At 75.9% G+C, this 17666-nt stretch carries 11 protein-coding genes; 3 read left to right on the top strand and 8 right to left on the bottom strand.

Annotation, left to right across the window (positions count from 1 at the left end; genetic code table 11):
* Positions 1-201: 201 nt before the first annotated feature.
* The 7 genes from DMB38_RS22520 to DMB38_RS22490 all read right to left on the bottom strand — a co-directional run bounded on the left by DMB38_RS22520 (position 202) and on the right by DMB38_RS22490 (position 14142).
* The gene (locus DMB38_RS22520; protein ID WP_125936691.1) at positions 202-1827 is read right to left on the bottom strand and encodes a succinic semialdehyde dehydrogenase; all 1626 of its coding nucleotides are present in this window, start codon (positions 1825-1827) and stop codon (positions 202-204) included.
* 180 nt (positions 1828-2007) lie between these two features.
* Complete coding sequence (locus DMB38_RS22515; protein WP_125936690.1) at positions 2008-3612, bottom strand: serine/threonine-protein kinase; 1605 nt, start codon at positions 3610-3612, stop codon at positions 2008-2010.
* 44 nt (positions 3613-3656) lie between these two features.
* A complete protein-coding gene (locus DMB38_RS22510) occupies positions 3657-4724 on the bottom strand; it encodes a winged helix DNA-binding domain-containing protein (protein WP_240662414.1) in 1068 nt (355 codons plus the stop codon).
* The gene (locus DMB38_RS22505; RefSeq protein WP_125936688.1) at positions 4721-5971 is read right to left on the bottom strand and encodes an APC family permease; all 1251 of its coding nucleotides are present in this window, start codon (positions 5969-5971) and stop codon (positions 4721-4723) included. Before DMB38_RS22505 ends, DMB38_RS22510 begins: the two co-directional genes overlap by 4 nt.
* 115 nt (positions 5972-6086) lie before the next feature.
* Positions 6087-9854 (bottom strand): protein kinase, encoded by a 3768-nt coding sequence (locus tag DMB38_RS37520; protein WP_125936687.1) that lies wholly within the window; start codon positions 9852-9854, stop codon positions 6087-6089.
* 137 nt (positions 9855-9991) lie between these two features.
* Positions 9992-12172, bottom strand: a complete 2181-nt coding sequence (locus tag DMB38_RS22495; protein ID WP_125936686.1) for a serine/threonine-protein kinase — start codon at positions 12170-12172, stop codon at positions 9992-9994.
* Positions 12173-12435: 263 nt separating this feature from the next.
* On the bottom strand, positions 12436-14142 hold the full coding sequence (locus DMB38_RS22490) for a glycerol-3-phosphate dehydrogenase/oxidase (RefSeq protein ID WP_125936685.1): 1707 nt from the start codon (positions 14140-14142) through the stop codon (positions 12436-12438).
* A 260-nt stretch (positions 14143-14402) separates the two neighbouring features.
* Here DMB38_RS22490 and DMB38_RS22485 point away from each other — a divergent pair, with 260 nt between their 5' ends.
* The 3 genes from DMB38_RS22485 (at position 14403) to DMB38_RS22475 (ending at position 16893) form a co-directional block, all read left to right on the top strand.
* Positions 14403-15680, top strand: coding sequence for a nucleotide sugar dehydrogenase (locus DMB38_RS22485; protein ID WP_125936684.1), 1278 nt, complete (start codon positions 14403-14405; stop codon positions 15678-15680).
* A gap of 124 nt (positions 15681-15804) precedes the next feature.
* On the top strand, positions 15805-16257 hold the full coding sequence (locus DMB38_RS22480) for a hypothetical protein (protein ID WP_240662413.1): 453 nt from the start codon (positions 15805-15807) through the stop codon (positions 16255-16257).
* Positions 16258-16371: 114 nt separating this feature from the next.
* Positions 16372-16893, top strand: coding sequence for a hypothetical protein (locus tag DMB38_RS22475; protein ID WP_047017613.1), 522 nt, complete (start codon positions 16372-16374; stop codon positions 16891-16893).
* Between the two features lie 101 nt (positions 16894-16994).
* Here the strand turns inward: DMB38_RS22475 and DMB38_RS22470 are convergent, their stop codons facing one another.
* On the bottom strand, positions 16995-17402 hold the full coding sequence (locus DMB38_RS22470) for a hypothetical protein (protein ID WP_125936683.1): 408 nt from the start codon (positions 17400-17402) through the stop codon (positions 16995-16997).
* Positions 17403-17666 lie beyond the last annotated feature (264 nt).

Raw genomic sequence — 17666 nt, 5'->3', positions numbered from 1 at the left:
GGTGGCGTGACCGCCGCCACACCCGGTTCGTTGGACCGGACGCGGTGACCGGATGCAGGGGACAGCTTCCCGGTCCCGGCAGGATGCGGTCGGCTCCGGGGACGCCCGGACCGGCCGCCCCGCGCCCGCCCCGGCGCGACCGCCCGGGTGCGCGCCGCCCGCGTACGCGCGGCGCGCAACGGCTCGGTACGCACACCCGCCTCAGCGGAACCGCAGCGCCTTCAGCGCGCGCAGCCCGCGGCTCATGAAGGCCGCGTAGCTCTTGTCGTCGTCGTACCGCAGCGGCCCGAGCGCGAACGGCGCCAGCGGTACCACCCGCTGTTCCGCCACCGTCTGCGACTCCGTGTACTTCAGGATCCCCTCCGAGCCGTGCCGGCGGCCGATCCCGGAGTCCTTCATTCCGCCCATGGGCGCCTGCACGCTGCCGTACGCGGCCCCGTACGCCTCGTTGACGTTCACCGTGCCCGACCGGATCCTGGCCGCGATCCGGCCGCCCCGGCGGCCGTCCTTCGTCCACACGCTCGCGTTCAGCCCGTACGGCGTCGCGTTGGCGCGCGCGACGGCGTCGTCCTCGTCGCGGAAGCGGTAGACCGAGACGACGGGCCCGAAGGTCTCCTCGTCGCAGACGGTCATGCCGGGCTCGACGCCGTCGAGGATCGTCGGCTCGTAGAAGTACGGGCCCACGTCGGGCCGCGCCCGCCCGCCGGCCAGCACCTCGGCGCCCTTGCCGACCGCCTCGTCCACGTGCCGGGTGACGGTCTCCAACTGCTGGGCGCTGACCAGCGAGCCCATGTCGGCGCCGTAGCCGAGGATGTTGCCCAGCCGCAGGGCCTTGGTCCTGGCGACGAAGCGGGCGAGGAAGGCGTCGGCGACCGACTCGTGCACGTACAGCCGCTCGACGGAGATGCACAACTGCCCCGCCGACGCGAACGCCGCCCGCACCGCGCCCTCCGCCGCCTTCTCCACGTCGGCGTCGGCGAGCACCAGCATGGGGTTCTTGCCGCCCAGCTCCAGCGAGGCGCCGACGAGCCGGGCCGCGGCGCCCTGGGCGACCTCGCGTCCGGTGCGGGTGGAGCCGGTGAAGGAGACGTAGTCGGCGTGCCGGACGATCTCGGGGCCGACGACGGGCCCCTGGCCGATCACGACCTGCCACACCTCCTCCGGCAGCCCGGCCTCGACCAGCTTCCGGCGCGCCCAGAGGGCGGTCAGCGGGGTCTTGGAGTCGGGCTTCATGACGAGGGCGTTGCCCGCGACGAGGGCGGGCAGGGCGTCGCCGACGGAGAGTTCGAGCGGGTAGTTCCAGGGCGCGATCTGGCCGACGACGCCGCGCGGGTGGCGCAGTTCCGTGACCTTGGTCAGCGTCGGCAGCGCACCGGTGTGGCGCTTGGGGCCGAGGTAGGCGGGGGCCCTGCGGCCGTAGTGGCGGGCGGCCAGCGTGACGGACTGCACCTCCTCGTGCGCGTGCAGCCGCACCTTGCCGGTCTCCAACTGCACGAGGTCCAGCACCTCGTCCTGGTCGCGCAGGAGCAGGTCGTGGAAGCGCAGCAGCACGGCGGCCCGCTCGCGTACGGGCCTGGCCGCCCAGGCGCGCTGCGCGGCGCGGGCCCGCTCGAACGCGGCCTCCACGTCCGCGGGCCCGGCCTCCGGCACGTCGGCCAGCACGTCGCCGGTGAGCGGGGACCGGACGGCGACGGTGCCGGTGCCGGCGACGCCGCGGGTGAGGCGCTCGACGAGCGCGGGCGTGACGAACTCGGCGGCGACGGCGCCGGCGGTGCGGGCGCCGTCGGAAGCGGAAGCGGTGGGGTTGCCTGCGGCGGTCTCCGTCATAAGGCCGAGGGTAGGACTCCGGCGGCGCCTTTGGATACCTGCCGGTAACCGAATTCCGCCAGCGATTGCTGGCTCATACGTGCGGGGCGGTACCGGCGCCGGTCACGGCCGGCGCCCCGGCACCCGCCGGGGCGCACCGGCCGCCGCCACCGGGGCGTCCCGACGACCGCCCCGCCCCCGTCACAGGTCCTGGATGTCGAGCGAGTCGACGACCTCCTCGAAGACCCGGTCGCCGTCCCGCTTGCCCTCGCCCGCGGCCGGCATCTCCACGGTCAGGTGCCAGCCGATGTTGTCGTCGTTGACGTAGAAGAACTCCCGGCTGCGCATCTCGGTCTCGGTCTCGTACCCCTCGTCGCGGGTCCACGTCGTGACCATCACGGCGGCGTCCTTGCCCCGGTACTCGAACTCCTCGACCGCCCCGTCGACGTCGGAACTCAGCTCGGTGCACTCCAGGTTCTCGCCCTTGTCGCACTTCAGCGTCTGGTTGGCCTCGCCCAGCGCACTGTCCTCGTTGCCGGAGGAGCGGGTGAGCCAGAGGCTGGGCGTGCCGCCCGGGTCCGTGTACGTGACCGTGCCCTCGTCGACGCTGCGCCTGTAGTCCTCCGGCACCGCCAGCGACGCCTTGAGCTGTTCCGTCTCGTCGTACGTCTTCCAGCCCTCCGGCGCGCCGTCGCCACCGCCGAACGGGTTCGCCAGCGTCAGCACCAGCGCCGCCGCCACGGCTATCGCCCCGCCCAGCACGGCCAGCCTCCCGCCGCGCCCCTTCGGCAGCGCCGCCGCCAGCTTCCCGCCGCGCCCGCCGCCCGCGCCGCCCGCGCCGCCGCCCACCGGGGCGATCATCGTCGGCGCCGGCACCGGCCTGGCCACCGCCTCCAACTGCCGGCGCACCTCGTCCGGCGCCGGCCGCGCCGCCGGGTCCTTGCGCAGCAACTGCATCACGACCGTGCCCAGCGCCCCGGACCCGCGTGCGGGCGCCGCCGGTTCGGCGGAGAGCACGGCCTGCAGCGTCGCCGGCGCGGTCTGCCTGCGGTACGGGGACATGCCCTCCACGGCCGCGTACATCACCACGCCCAGCGACCACAGGTCCGACTCGGGGCCGGGCCGCTGGCCGAGCACCCGCTCCGGCGCGATGTACTCCGGCGACCCGACGAACGCGCCGGTCTCCGTCAGCCCCTGCTCCCCCTCGATCTGCGCGATGCCGAAGTCGGTGAGCACGACGCGGTCGTGCCGGCCGAGCAGCACGTTGTCGGGCTTGACGTCGCGGTGCAGGATCCCCGCCTCGTGCGCGGCGGTCAGCGCGCCGAGCACGGCGACGCCGATGCGCGCCACCTCGCGCGGGTCGAGGGTGCCCTCGGTGAGCTGGTCGCCGAGGGAACGGCCGCGGACCAGCTCCATCACGATCCAGGGCCTGCCGTCCTCCATCACCACGTCGTGCACGGTGACGACGGACGGGTGGTCGATCCGGGCGGCGGCGCGGGCCTCGCGCTGCATCCGCTCGTACGCCGTCTGCCGCGTCCGCTCGTCGAGGTCGGCGGGCAGCCGGGGCTCCTTCACGGCGACGTCGCGGTCGACGACCTCGTCGTGGGCCCGCCAGACGGTGCCCATGCCGCCGACGCCGAGGCGGGCGGCGAGGCGGTAGCGCCCGCCGATCAGCCGGCCCACCGAAGGATCACCGACGACCTGGGTGGCCGCGGGCCCCTGCGCGATTCCGTCGGCGTTCTGCTGCGGTGGCCGCAGGCCGTAGCTCGTGGGCTCGTCCCCCACCTTGTCCCCCTCGTCCGTCATGGCACCATCAATAGCGCACTACCGCGCGGTCGTTCCCCGGGATATCAGCTCTGTAGAAAACGTGCGACATCCGCGGCCTCCGCCGTGACATCCGCCGCAACCCGGTCGGGGCCCCCGGCGAAGATGCTGACCTGCACGTTTCCGGGCCGCGGGCGGGTCCATGTGCCGGCCGCGCGGCCATTTACGGTAACAGCGGCGCGAATCTGCCCGCCGCCGGGGCGGACGGAGCGGACGAAGTCCCGGGGGATGGCGGCGTCGCGGTCGCGCCAGCCGAGCCAGTAGTCGTCGTAGGCGGGGAGGAGACGCACGTCGGGAGGCGGGCCGGGCTCGTCCGGGCGCCGGTCGTCCGTTCCGGGTTCTTCCGTGCCCTGCCCGTACGGCGCCGGCTCCGGCCAGACGCGGCGGGCCGTGCCCGGTGGCAGGCCGGACCAGGCGGCGAAGTCGCCCGGGGCGGCGGGTCCGTGGCCGCGGAGGTAGCGCCGGACCAGCTCGCGCACCGCGGCGTCGCCGGCCGGCTGCGGTCCTGCCGGGGGCGGCAGCCAGTCGCGCAGCGCGACGTACGTGGGCTCCCCCGCCCGCAGCGGCCCGTGGCAGACCAGCCCCGCGAGCGCCGCCCTGCGGATGACGTGGAACGGTGCCTGCCCGCCGGGCTCGACGCCGGCGCGCGCCAGCCGCTCGGCCAACTCGGCGCGGGTCAGCGGCCCGTGCGCCGCGACGGCGTCCACCACGACGCGCTCCGCGCGCGCGTACACGTCCTCGTCCAGACCGAGGTCGCGGTAGCGCCGGGCGGCGCGGGAGACGAGGCGGGGGCCGTAGAGGGCGAGCAGCCAGTGCACGTCGGCCGCGGGTACGAGGTGCAGCGTGCCGCGCATGAACCAGCCGCGGACCAGGGTCCGCCGCTCCTCCAGCGCCTCGCGCACGGCGGTGCGCGTGAGCCCGTACGCGCGCGCCCGCAGCCCGAGCGCCGCGGCCTCCAGGTCCTGCGCCTGCACGGCGAAGACGCGCGCCACGACCTCCTCCGCGCCGGCGCACCGCACGCCTCCCGCGATGCACTGCGCCCGCGCCCGCGCGAGGAGCACCGCGGAGCCGGTCACCGCGCCGCCTTCCGTCACCGCTCCGCCCACCGTCCCCGTACCGCATACGCCACCGCGCCCGCCGCCAGCACCCCCGCGCCCGCCGCCACCGACACCGGCGGCAGCGAGAACGCCAGCACCACGCACCCCGCCAGACCCACCGCCGGCACCACGCGCGGCGGGCGGCCCTCCTCCGGACGGAGCGTCCACGCCGAGGCGTTGGCCACGGCGTAGTACAGCAGCACCCCGAACGACGAGAACCCGATCGCCCCGCGCACGTCCACTGTCGCAGCCACCACCGACACCGCCGCGCCGACCGCGAGCTCCGCCCGGTGCGGCACCCGGAACCGCTCGTGCACCGCGGCGAGACCGTGCGGCAGATGGCGGTCCCTGGCCATCGCGAGCGTCGTACGGGAGATCCCGAGGATCAGCGCCAGCAGCGAGCCCAGCGCCGCCACCGCCGCCCCGACCCGGACCACCGGCTCCAGCCACCCCGCGCCCGCCGCGGCCGCCGCGTCCGACAGCGGCGCCGTCGCGTGCGCGAGACCGCCGGCGCCGAGGACGGCGAGGACGGCCACCGCCACCGCCGCGTACGCGACGAGCGTGATGCCCAGCGCCACCGGCACCGCGCGCGGAATGGTGCGCTCCGGGTCGCGCACCTCCTCGCCGAGCGTGGCGATGCGCGCGTACCCGGCGAAGGCGAAGAACAGCAGCCCCGCCGCCTCCAGCACCCCCCACGGCGAGGTGTCGCCGCCCGGCCGCAGCCGGTCCGCCTCGGCGGCGCCGCTGGTGAGCGCCGCCACGACGACGGCGGCCAGCACCGCGAGCACGGCCGCGACGATCACCCGGGTGAGGAGCGCGGACTTCTGCACCCCGCGGTAGTTGACGGCCGTCAGCGCCACGACGGCGGCCACCGCGACGGCGTGCTTCTGCTCCGGCCAGGCGTACGCGCCGACCGTCAGCGCCATCGCCGCGCACGACGCGGTCTTGCCGACCACGAACGCCCACCCGGCGAGATAGCCCCAGAAGGGGCCGAGGCGCTCGCGGCCGTAGACGTAGGTGCCGCCGGAGGCGGGGTAGCGGGCGGCGAGACGGGCGGAGGAGGTGGCGTTGCAGTACGCGACGACGGCGGCGGCGGCGAGCCCGATGAGCAGCCCGGAGCCGGCGGCGCGGGCGGCGGGCGCGAGGGCGGCGAAGATCCCGGCGCCGAGCATGGCGCCGAGCCCGACGAGCACGGCGTCGCCGACGCCGAGGCGGCGGGCGAGAGGGGCGGCCTGGTCGGACATGGGCCGGAGGGTAGCGGAGCGAAGTGACGGGAAGGGGGCGCGCGGGATCACGCGGGGGGCGTGTGGCGCGTACGGGACGGAAGGGGCGGGCCCGGCCGGAGGGCCCGCCGCCCCGTCACCCCGTGGGCCGGTAGCTCTCCGCCGCGATCCGGTGGAACCGCTCCACCTCGTCGTTCTTCCCGTCCGGGCCGATCAGCAGGACCACGTGGTAGTGGTCGTCCCAGATCATCGCCAGGTTGCGGGCGTGCACCTGCCGCCCGCTGCCGTCGGTCCAGTCGAACTCGCCCTCCGCCATGACCCGCTGCCCGACCTCGATCCGCCGCAGCCCGTCTGCCTGCGCCCACGCGGAGTCGCGGTACTCGTCCAGCTCCGGCTCGCTCTGCTGCTGGTACGCCATCGGGTCACTGCCGAACTCGCCGACGCCGTCGCGGCCGGGGACGACGAGGAGTTCGTAGTCCCCGCCGACGTAGCTGACCCGGCCGTCGCTCCCGGCGGTGCGCTGCCAGTCGTCGCGGACGGCGACCTCGAAGCCCGCCGGGTCCTCGCGGAGCACGAAGCCGTCGGGCAGTTCGGAACCCTCGCCGCTGCCCTGCCCGTCGTCCTTCGGCTTGTCGGGGGCGTCCCCGGACTCCTTCGGCTGCCCGCGCTCCCCGGCCTCGTTCGTGTCGTCGGGGTCCGCGGGCGGTGCCGCCGACTCCCCCGGCTCGTCCCCGCGGCCCGCGCCGACGGCGCTGCGCTGGTCGCGGCCCGCCTCGTCGGCCCCGGGCATGAACATCGCCGCGTACGCGATCGCGCCCGCCATGGCGACGAAGATCAGCGCGATGAGCGTACGGCCGAGGCTGCGCGGCCCGCGCGGACCGCGCCGCGCCCGGCGTTTGTGCCGCTTCCGCACCGGCACCGGCGACTTGTTCGCGCGCCGTCTGCGCATCAGCTCGCCGCGCCTGCGCAGTATCGGCAGCCGCCGCGGATCGCCGCCGCGACCGGTGCCGTGCTGCGGCACGGTGACCGTACGGCTGCCGATGCCGGGCTCGGGCGCGGTCCGGATCAGGGACCGCAGCCAGCCGCGCAGCTCCTCGAAGTCCGGCCGCTCCGTGGGGTCCTGGCGCAGCAGCGACTCCACGACGGGGCGCAGGGCCCCGCACTCCTCCGCGTGCGCGGGCGGCTCGGAGCAGACGAGCTGCACCAGCTCGGCGACGTCCTCCTCGGGGTACGCGGAGTGCCCCTGGACGGCGCGGAAGAGCAGCGCGCCGAGCGCCCAGAGGTCGGCGGCGGGGCCGACGGGGGGCGCGAGCTGCCAGTGCTCGTGGATGGGCCCGGCCTGCTCGGGCGCCCACCGCTCGGTGACGGCGCCGACGACCTGCATCCGCGTCTGCCGCGCCCGCTCGGCGGCGAGCCGGGTGCTGGGCCCGGGGTAGCGGGTGGCCCCGCCGGCCTCGGGTCCCGGCGGGGCGTCGCGGTCCGCGGGCACGGCCTGCGCGCCGACGGGGACGGCGATGGACGCCCCGGGGCGCACCCCGGGCAGGCTGCCGCCGTAGGAGGCGCCGCCGGGGAGGGAGTCGGGGAGGGACTGCTGCTCGGGCTCGGCGAACTCGGCGGGCCTGGCGCCGGGGTTGCCGTAGGCACCGGGACCGCGACCGCCGGGCCGGCCGGCGGCGGGGTGAGCCCCGGGGGCGCCGGGCGGGCGGGCGCGGTCGGCGGGGTGGTGGCCGCCGGGGCCGGCGCCGCCGGGCGCGGGTCCCGGTCCCGGTCCGCGGGATGCGGCGGGCCCGCCGGGCGCGGGAGTTCCGCCGGCCGTACCCGGACCGCCGTAGGCGGGACCGGAGTGGTCGTAGGAGCCGGACTCGATGCCGCCGTGGGCGCCGGGTGCGCCCGTACCGCGATACGGACCGGGCCCACCGCCCGCGGGCGCACCCGCGGGTACCCCGCTGCCACCGCGCTGCGCGGCACCGCCGGGCGGGCCTGCGCCGTACGAGCCGGGCGCACCGGTGGCGCCGGGCGCGCGGCCGGGCACGGGCGCACCGGGCGCACCGCCGGAGCCGGGGGCGCCGGGCGGGACGGGGCCGCCCGCGTGGGGCGCCGGGGCTGTGGACCCGTACGGGCCGCCGGGGGCGGCCGTCTGCGTGCCGTAGGGGTCCGCGGTGCCGTACTCGTCGTAGCCGTCGTCGCCCGCGTCGTGCGGCAGGTCGTCCCAGGGGGCGCCGGTATCCGGCGAACCGGCGGTCTGCGGGGGCCGGTTGGCGGCGCCGCCCTGCGCGGGAGGACCGCCGCCGATGTCGATGCGGTCGCTGTACGCCGGACCCGCCCCCGCGCCGGGAGGCCGGCCGGCCTCGGGCGTACGCGCGGCCTGCCCCGGCACCACCGGGGGTCTCGCCCCGCCGGCGCCACCGGCGAGGCGCGCCTCGGCGGCCCGCGTACCGGCCTGGTACGCGGCCATCACCCCGGCCCGCGCCGCGGGCACGTCCCCGCCACCGGCGGGGGCCGGGCGACCGCCCGCCTGCCCCTCGCGCGGGACCGGACCGGCACCGCGAAGCCCCTGCCCCGCGGGAGGGCCGCCCTGCGGCCCGCTCCCGTACGGCTGTTGAACCGGCCCACCGCCCGGCTGCCCACCCGGCGTACCCTGCGCGGCGCCGCCCTGCGCACCACCCGCGTACGGCCGTTGGGCCGGGCCTGCGCCCGGGACCCCGGATCCTTGCCCGCGCGCCACAGGGGCACCGCCCTGGTGTCCGCCCTGCGGCGCACCGCCCTGCGGGCCGCCCGCGGGCGGTCGTTGAGCCGGGCCGCCGCGCTCGCCGCCCGTCGCACCCGCTGCCGGGCCGCCCTGTTGCCACGCGCCGAACGGCCAGCCCTCCGCCGCGGCTTCGCCGGTGCCCGCTCCGGTGGCGGAGCCGCCCGGCGCGCCCCGGCCCGGTTCGCGGCCGTCGCCGCCCCGCGGCTCGCCCTCCCCCGGATCGGGGCCGCGGCCCGCCCCGTACGGAGCCGAGCGCCACACCTCGTCGTCCTCGTCGTACGGCGGCGTGCCGTACGGGCCCGCACCGCCGCGCGCCTCCGCGCCGTCGCCGTACGGTCCCCCGCGGTCGTCCCACCCCGGCGGTAAGACACCGCCCTCCGGCCCGCCGGCCGCACCCCGCGGAGCGCCGGGCGCGCCCTGCGCCGGCAGGAACCCCGTCGCCGGGTCCGGGAGTTGCGGCAGGCCCGGCGCGTCGCCGGGACCCGGTTCCGGTCCCGCCGCCTGCTCCACGGTGACGCCGGGGCGGGGCCCCGGGCTGCCCGACGGGCGCGGGGGTTCGCCGCGGCCCGGCGGCGGGGGCAGCGGATCGTAGCCGCACAGCGCCTCTTCCGCCGCGCCCGACGCCAGGCCCGTCAGGACCACCCGGCCGTCGTCGCAGACGAGCACCGTGCGCGTCGTGATGTTCCGGTGCGTCCAGCCGTGCGCGTGCAGCGCGCGCAGCGCCGTGAGGATGTCCGCCGCGACCTCCGCCCCGCGGTACGGGCTCAACGGCCGCTCCTCCAGCAGCCCTTCGAGCGTGCGCGCGGGCACCAGCTCGCTGACGATCCAGAGGCTGCCGCCCTCCTCGAAGACGTCGAAGACCTGCGCCAGCCGGGGGTGGTCCGGAATGGCCGCCGCCGCGCGGGCCGCGTCCATCGCGCGCTGCACCACCGCGCTCGCCGCGCCGCGGCCCGCCCCGTCGCCGTACCCGGAGGGATCCGCGCCGCCGCCGTCCTCCAGGAACTCGGCCTCGACGATCTCCGGCAACGGCACCTGTCCGATGAGGACGTCCTGCCCGCTGTAGGTGTCGAAGGCGCGCGTGTGGATGGGTTCGGCGTCGACGGCAGCCGGTAGCCGGTAACGGTCGGCGAGCACTCGGCCCGCGTAGTCGTCCACGAACGCCTCCCCACAACCGCGCAATGAACCTGAGACCGGGCCAAATGCGGTCGGTATTCAGCCTGGTCCGGATGCGTACGGTCCGCGAGACATCACGATACGTGCTCGACGGGTGGTCTGTGCCCCGCTCGCGCGGGTTAGTCGACCGGCTTGAAGGTTTCGAACGCCGTGTCGCGCAGCCCGCGGCACTCCGCGCCGTTCCACTCGCTCTCCGGACAACTGATCATTATCGCGTAGCCGTGGTTGTCGTCCACGGCGAATCCGCGGTCCAGGACCCTGATCCTCTGGCCGTCCTGCACGCGGCTGAACTGCCAGTCCGCGACCGTGGGATAACCGCGCCACTCGATTTCCTTCATCGAGATCTTGCGGTATCCGGAGCTGGAGGAACTCACGTCGCCCTCTATCTCCTGCCAGTTCGACAGCGCGCCGCCCTCGGTGTTGTTGGGCTGGGACGTGAAGTCGATCTGTACGCGCGGGAAGGAGGACGATCCGCTGAAGATCGCGCCGCCACCGCCCGGCGAGGTGGCGGTGCGCTTCCAGCCGTCGGGGAGGGCCACGGAGAACTTGAACTCCGGCTCCGTGAGCGTCGCGTAACCGTCGGGTGCGTTCGCGGAGCCCTTCCCGGAACCGGATCCGGAACCGTCGTCGCCCTCGTCCTCCTTCTTTCCGGACCCCGGGCCCGAGGAGTCGTCGTCCTCGTCGCCCGCCGCGCCGTCGTCGTCCTGCTTCCGCTCGTCCTCCTGGGCGTCGTTCTCGCCGCTGCCGCCCTGGCCCTTGTCCTGCTTCGCTTCCTTGCCGTCCTGCGTGCCCGCGCCCGCGCTCTGCCCGCCGTCGTTGCCGGACGTGCCCGCGTCGGAGTCGTCGCCGCCGAGCGCCACGGCGAGCACCGTGCCGAGGATCGCCAGCGCCACCACGGCGGCGATGATCGCCAGCGTGCGCCGGGGCAGCGCCGCCACGCGCGCGGCGAGGTCACCGGCGCCCGCCCGCGCCCGGGCCGCCGGCGGTGCGGCGCCCGTGACCGTCGTACGGGCGGCGGGGCCCTCGGCGCCGTACGCACCGGTCTCCTGGCCCGCGGCCCCGGCCGGCCCCGAACCGGCGGCGGCCTCGCCCGGGGTCCCGGCGGCAGCCGCCCCGGACCGCGGCGGTGCCGTCGGCCGATCCGGCGTACCGGGCGCGGCGTCGGGTCGCGGCGGCGTCTGCGGCGGTGCCGGCGCGTCGGCCGGAGCCGCCGCCTGGGCCGCCGCGGCGGCGGAACCCGCACCGGCAGCGGCGGCACCGGCGCCCGACGCGCCCGCGGCCGTCCCGGCCCGTCCCGCCGTACGCCTGCTCCCCTGCGCCCCCGAAGTCTGTCTGCGCGACGTCTTCTTCCGCTCCGTCTTCCGCCGCGCGGGCGCCGCCGTGCCCTGCCCCGCGTCCGGCACCACCGGCAGCGGCACCATCGTCGTGGGCGCCGTCGCCGCCGAGGGCTCGCCCGGCACGTCCTCCGGCGCGTCGACGACGGCGCGCAGCAGCGCCCGCGCGCCCGCGTCGTCGAGCCGCTCGCCCGGGTCCTTGCGCAGCAGTCCGTAGATGACGTCTTCCAGCGGACCGGCGTTCTTGGGCGGGTCGATGGGCTTGGTCATCACGGCGGTCAGGGTGGCGATCGCCGACCCCAGGTCGTACGGAGGATGCCCCTCCACCGCCGCGTACAGCAGCCCGCCGAGCGACCACAGGTCAGCCGGGGGGCCCGGCTTCTGCCCGCGGGCGCGCTCGGGCGAGATGTACGACGGGGCGCCGACGAGCATGCCCGTCGACGTGATGGACGGGTCGCCCTCGACCTGCGCGATGCCGAAGTCGCTGAGCACGACGCGGCCGTCGTCGGAGATGAGCACGTTCGACGGCTTCACGTCGCGGTGGAGGATGCCCTCGCTGTGGGCCGCGCGCAGCACGTCGAGCACGGCGAGGCCGACCTCAGCGGCGCGCCGCGGGGTCAGCGGGCCGTCGTCGCGGGTGAGGTCGGAGAGGGAGCGGCCCTCGATCAGCTCCATGACGATCCAGGGGCGGTCGTCCTCGTCCACCACGTCGTAGACCGTGACCGCGCCGGTGTTCCTGATGCGGGCGATCGCCTTCGCCTCGCGGAGCGTACGCGTGACGAGGCGGCGCTTCTCGTCCTCGTCCACACTGGTGGGCAGCCGCAGCTCCTTGACCGCCACCGCACGGCCCAGCACTTCGTCCGTGGCACGCCAGACGGTGCCCATGCCACCGCGGCCGAGCACCTCCCCGAGCCGATAGCGGCCGGCCAGCAGCCGACCCGTCGCGCCGTCCCCTTCGCGCCCCATCGATCCCCTCAGCGATTCACCCCGGCAGGACCTCCATTGTGTCTTATCGCACGGACACCCCTGAGCGCCGGGCGAGGTTTGCCACGATCGATCTCCCGCCGCGGGCGGCCCGGTCTGCGGCGTTGACCCTGCCCAAGTCCCGTGCCGCGGTTGCTTACATGCACCTGCAACCGGCATGCCGCCACCGCGGCGCCGGCCCCCCGCGGCACCCGCGGGAGCACCGGCGCGCGCACCCCCGCGGGGGCACGGTCACAGCGGAACGTTCACAACGGCACGATCTCCGGCGCGCCCAGCCGCGCCGCGTCCGCCGTCTGGTCGTCCGGCTGCCGCTGCGACTCGCGCTCGGCCTCGACCCGCTTGTCGTAGTGCGCCACCTCGCGCTCGACCTGGTCGCCGTCCCAGCCGAGCACCGGCGCCATCAGCGCGGCGACCTCGGCGGCACACTGCGTACCGCGGTCGAAGGTCTCTATGGAGATCCGGGTACGCCGCGTCAGCACGTCGTCGAGGTGGCGCGCGCCCTCGTGCGAGGCCGCGTAGACGATCTCCGCGCGCAGATAGTCGTCGGCGCCCGTGAGCGGCAGGCCGAGCGAGGGGTCCCGCTCGATCAGCTCCAGCACCTCCTCCGCCAGCGACCCGTACCGGTTCAGCAGGTGCTCCACCCGCGCGACGTGCACCCCCGTCCGCGCCGCGGTCCGTGCCCGCGCGTTCCACAGCGCCTGGTACCCCTCCGCGCCCAGCAGCCGCACGTCCTCCGTGACGCACGGCCCGACGCGCTGGTCGAGCCCGTGCACGGCCTCGTCGACGGCGTCCTGGGCCATCACGCGGTACGTCGTGTACTTGCCGCCCGCGACGACGACGAGCCCGGGCACCGGGTGCGCCACGGTGTGCTCGCGCGACAGCTTGCTGGTCGCGTCGGACTCGCCGGCGAGCAGCGGCCGCAGGCCCGCGTACACGCCCTCGACGTCGTCTCGCGTCAGCGGCACCGCGAGCACGGCGTTGACGTGCTCCAGCAGGTAGTCGATGTCGGCGGAGGAGGCCGCGGGATGGGCCTTGTCCAGGTCCCAGTCGGTGTCCGTGGTGCCGATGATCCAGTGCCGCCCCCAGGGGATGACGAAGAGCACGCTCTTCTCGGTGCGCAGGATGAGGCCGGAGGTGGAGTGGATGCGGTCCTTCGGTACGACGAGGTGGATGCCCTTCGACGCCCGCACGTGGAACTGCCCGCGCTCGCCGACCATCGCCTGCGTCTCGTCCGTCCACACCCCGGTGGCGTTGACGACCTGCCGCGCCCGTACCTCGAACTCCCCGCCCTGCTCCAGGTCGTGCACCCGCGCGCCCACGACGCGCTCGCCCTCCCGCAGGAAGCCCACGACCCGCGCGCGGTTGGCGACCTGCGCCCCGTACTGCGCGGCGGTGCGCACGAGCGTGGCGACGTACCGGGCGTCGTCGACCTGTGCGTCGTAGTACTGCAGCGCGCCGACGAGCGCGTCCTTCCGCAGACACGGCGCGACGCGCAGGGCGTGCGAGCGGGAGAGGTGGCGGTGCGCGGGCATGCCGCGGCCGTGTGCGCGGGAGACGGACATGGCGTCGTAGAGGAGCACGCCGGAGCCCGCGTACGCCCGCTCCCAGGCGCGGTGCTTGAGGGGGTAGAGGAACGGCACCGGCTTGACGAGGTGCGGCGCCAGGCGCTCGGTGAGCAGCCCGCGCTCCTTCAGCGCCTCGCGGACGAGCGCGAAGTCCAGCATCTCCAGATAGCGCAGCCCGCCGTGGATGAGCTTGCTCGACCGGCTCGACGTGCCCGACGCCCAGTCCCGCGCCTCGACCAGCCCGGTGGCCAGGCCGCGGGTCGCCGCGTCCAGCGCGGTGCCCGCGCCGACCACGCCGGCGCCGACGACCAGCAGGTCCAGCTCGCGCTCGGCCATCTGTGCGAGGGCCGCGCCGCGCTCGGCCGGCCCCAGTACCGCTGTCTTCACGGATGCCTCCCGTCCTGTCGCCCCGTTGCGGCAGTCCACGTGCCCACGTCGATTCTGTCCGCACCCGCGCCGTACAGCCACCGTGCGTCGGCCTTCGCGGCGCGGCGCGCGGCCGCCGTACGGCGGGCGCTCGCGGCGCCACGGGCGCCGCAAAGCGCCCAATACTGAATAACAGTCATATATGCCCGTAGCCTGACAAGAGCCTCTATCCACCCCGGGCCCGGCGCCCGGGGCCCTCCGGGAAGGAACGTCCCCCAGACATGCCCGCAGACGTCGCCGTCATCGGACTCGGCCACCACGGCCTGCCGCTCGCCCAGGCCGCGGCGGCGGCCGGCTTCTCCGTCGTCGGATACGACCCCGACCCCCGCGCCGTCGAGGCCCTCGCCACCGGCCGCCCGCCGGTCGGCGGCTCGCTGACGGCCGCCGAGGTACGCAGACTCCTCACCACCGGGTTCCGCGCCTCCGCGGACCCCGCCGACCTCGGCGGGGTCCGTACCGCCGTCATCTGCGTGCCCACCCCGCTCGCCGAGGACGGCGCGCTCGACCTCGGCCCGGTCGCCGACGCGGCGCGCGAACTGGCGCGGCACCTCAAGCCCCGCACCACCGTGCTGCTGGAGTCCGCCGCCTACCCGGGGAGCACCGAGGACCTCCTGCGGCCCCTCCTCCAGCAGGGCTCCGGGCTGCGCGCCGGGCGCGACTTCCACCTCGCCTACTCCCCCGGCCCCCTCGACCCCGCCGACACCGCCTCGGCGCCGAAGGTCGTCGGCGGGCTGACCCCGGGGTGCACGGAGGCGGCGGTCGCGTTCTACGGGCGGTTCGCGGAGCGGGTGGTACGGGCCAGGGGGCCGCGCGAGGCGGAGACGGTACGGCTGCTGGAGGGCAACGTACGGCACGTGAACTTCGCCCTCGTCAACGAGCTGACGTGGTTCTGCCACGACCGGGGCATCGACCTGTGGGACGTCGTCCGCTGCGCCGAGACCCGCCCCTTCGGCACCGCGCACAGCTTCCGCCCGGGCCCCGGCGTCGGCGGCCACGGGGTGCCGGTCGACCCGGGCCGCGTCCCCGTCCCCGTACCGCATCCGGGCGGCAGGACCGCGCCCGGCTTCGACCACCCGCTGCGGATGGTCGACCTCGCCCGCGAGGTCAACGGCCGGATGCCGCGGTACGTCGTCCAGCGCTGCGCCCAGCTCCTCAACGAGCACGGCAAGTCCGCCCGCGGCGCCCGCGTGCTGCTCCTCGGCGTCACGTACGACCCGGACGTCGCCGACCTGGAGCGCACCCCGGCGACGGACGTCGCGGCGCGGCTGACGGAGCTGGGCGCGCGGGTGGGGTTCCACGACCCGTACGTCACGACGTGGCAGGTGCTGGGCCGGCCGGTGCCGCGGACGGGGTCGGTGTACGACGCGGCGGCGGACGCGGACCTGACGGTGCTGCTCCAGCCGCACCGGACGTACGACCTCCAGGCGCTGGCGGTGAAGGCGCAGCTCCTCCTCGACACCCGGGGGGCGACGCCGCCGGGAGCTGCGCACCGGCTGTGAGCGGCGAGCGGCGGGGCGGCGTGCGGCAGGGCGTGCGGCAGGGAGCGTAACCACCTCGGGATCACCCGTCCCGCAGGGTGCCGGAACCCGAGGTGCCGCGGCGGAACTGCTACCGTTCGGCCGTATGGGTGATGCGGTGATGACGGCGGCCGACAGCCGCGCCCGGCTGCTGCAGGCGCTCGCCGTCGGCGCCGCCGCCACCGTGGCGGGAGCGCTGGTTCTGGGCGGGACGCAGGGCCTGGTGGGCGAACGCGGCCTGGAGCTCGGCTACTGGGCGCTGGCCCTCGGCCTCCTCGTCGGCGCCGCCGTGGGCCGCGCGGGCGCGGAGGCCCGCGGCTCGGCGTTCCTGGCGATCCCCGTGGCGCTCGCCGGCGTCTTCCTCACCCAGCTCGCCGCGACGGCCGTGCACCTCGGCACGGTGGACGTGGGCGCGGCGTACGACTTCTGGCGCAGCGGGGTGCTGGGGAAGAACGACATGACGTTCTACCTCGTGGCCGCGGCGGAAGCGTTCCTGGTCAGCCAGCGAGTGTCCGAAGTTCGAAACAGCATGTCGCAGTCGCGTCACGACTCCCCTTAAGGGCTTGTTGTCGGGCACCGCTCAACTGCTAGCGTGCCGCGGGTTGTCCCACTGACCGCGCCCACCACACTGTCCCCGGGCACGGCAGACTCATCTCTCCGGGGGGAAATACCCATGTCCCAGCCCTACCAGCAGCAGCCAGGTCCAGGCGCCCCGGGCCAGCAGCCGTACGGCGCCCCGCCGCCCTACGCGCAGCCGCCGGCCGCCTCCGGCAACACGGGCCTCGCCGTGGGCGTCGGCATCGTCGCGATGATCGTCGGCGCCGTCATCTACGGCGCCATCATGCGCGCGTCCGGGGGAGACGCCGGCGAGTACACGCTGTACGCCTACCCCGCCGCCGCGGCGGGCATCCTCGTCGGCCTCGCGTTCGGCAAGCTCGGCGGCCGGAACCCGGCGCTGCCCTTCGTCGCCATCGTCCTCGGCATCCTCGGCGCCATCATGGGCCAGTTCCTCGGCTACGCGATGCTGATCAACCACTGGACGGACGGCCAGATCGGCATCGCGACCGCGTTCACCGACGAGTTCGACCTGCTGAAGGAAGCCTTCAAGGAGGACTTCGACGCCCTGGTGGCCGCGATGTACGCGGTCGGCGGCGCGGCGGGCTTCGCCCTCACCAAGCGCCTCGGCAACGGCTGAGGCAGCAGCAGACGGCACACGACGCAGGGCCGGGACCGCGTACGTCGCGGTCCCGGCCCTGCGTCGTCGCGCCGTCCGGTCCGGGCGGCGCGTGCTCTGCGTCAGGCGGGCGGCAGGGCGGTGCTCAGCCGGCCGTGCAGCAGCAGGTAGAAGACGTACAGCGACTCCCGGCCGCCCTTGCCGCGGTCGTAGCGGCGCAGGGCGCGGCCGAGGGGGTTCCACACCCGCCCGTCCGGCATCCGTACGCCGACGGGCTGCTCGAAGTAGTCGCGCTGCCGGTCGTCGAGGTCCACCCAACTCCCGCCCCCGGCCCGGACCATGACCTCCCCGACGTACGCCCCGACCCCGCGCAGCGCCTGCGCCACCGCCCGCTCGTCGGCCCCGTGCCCGGCGCGGATCCCGGCGACGATCCGGTCCGCGACGCGGAGGCTCTCCACGGAGTAGTCCAACGGCAACCGCCGCGCCCCCCGCAACCACTCGGCCACCACCCCCTCCACGTACCGGCTCATCCCGGCCGCTTCGGGTAACACATCGCTCGCACGCCCCATGGGAATCCCCTCCACGCTCGTCGGTAGCGACCTTCACATGAACAGCGCCGGGACCCCGATTAAACGTCACACCTCCGAGGCGTGACACTTCCCACACGAGGGGTCACCACCCAGGTCTGGACAAATCCACAACCTGCCGGGTCCGGCAATCAGGAAGACGGCGTGGACCAGCGGGACTTCGGGAATCCCGCGGATATGTCCGGCTTGGCAGGGATGTCCGTGAGC

Origin of the sequence: Streptomyces sp. WAC 06738, from assembly GCF_003945505.1 — a bacterium.
GTDB lineage: Bacteria > Actinomycetota > Actinomycetes > Streptomycetales > Streptomycetaceae > Streptomyces.
The sequence above is the reverse complement of the archived record's forward strand: the minus strand, read 5'-3'. Positions and strand labels throughout refer to the sequence as shown.